Annotated in this window: 1 protein-coding gene; it reads left to right on the forward strand. The window is 27.1% G+C overall.

The genetic code is table 11. The features are described from left to right. Positions 1-258, forward strand: a 258-nt coding sequence (locus SB717_RS37450; protein WP_410908192.1) for a DNA-processing protein DprA, incomplete at both ends; no start/stop codon positions are given.

The raw sequence follows: 258 nt of genomic DNA on the forward strand, positions 1-258 counted from the left end.
TAAAGAACATATATACTTTTAACGAAAAACAAATGGAATACTACACTGGAATATCCTCGAAAAAATCTTCAGAACTAGTGAAATTTCTTCAAAGTTCAAATCTTCCGCAATATATATCTTATTTAGAGAAAAATCGTATTTTTTATATAACGATATGGGATGAAAATTATCCGCAATTATTACGTGAAATACAAGATCCTCCCTTCGTTTTATATGGAAAAGGAGAGAAAGATTTTCTCAATAAAGTAAATAAATTAG

Source organism: Priestia sp. SIMBA_032 (assembly GCF_046535215.1).
GTDB classification, from domain to species: Bacteria; Bacillota; Bacilli; order Bacillales; family Bacillaceae_H; genus Priestia; species Priestia aryabhattai.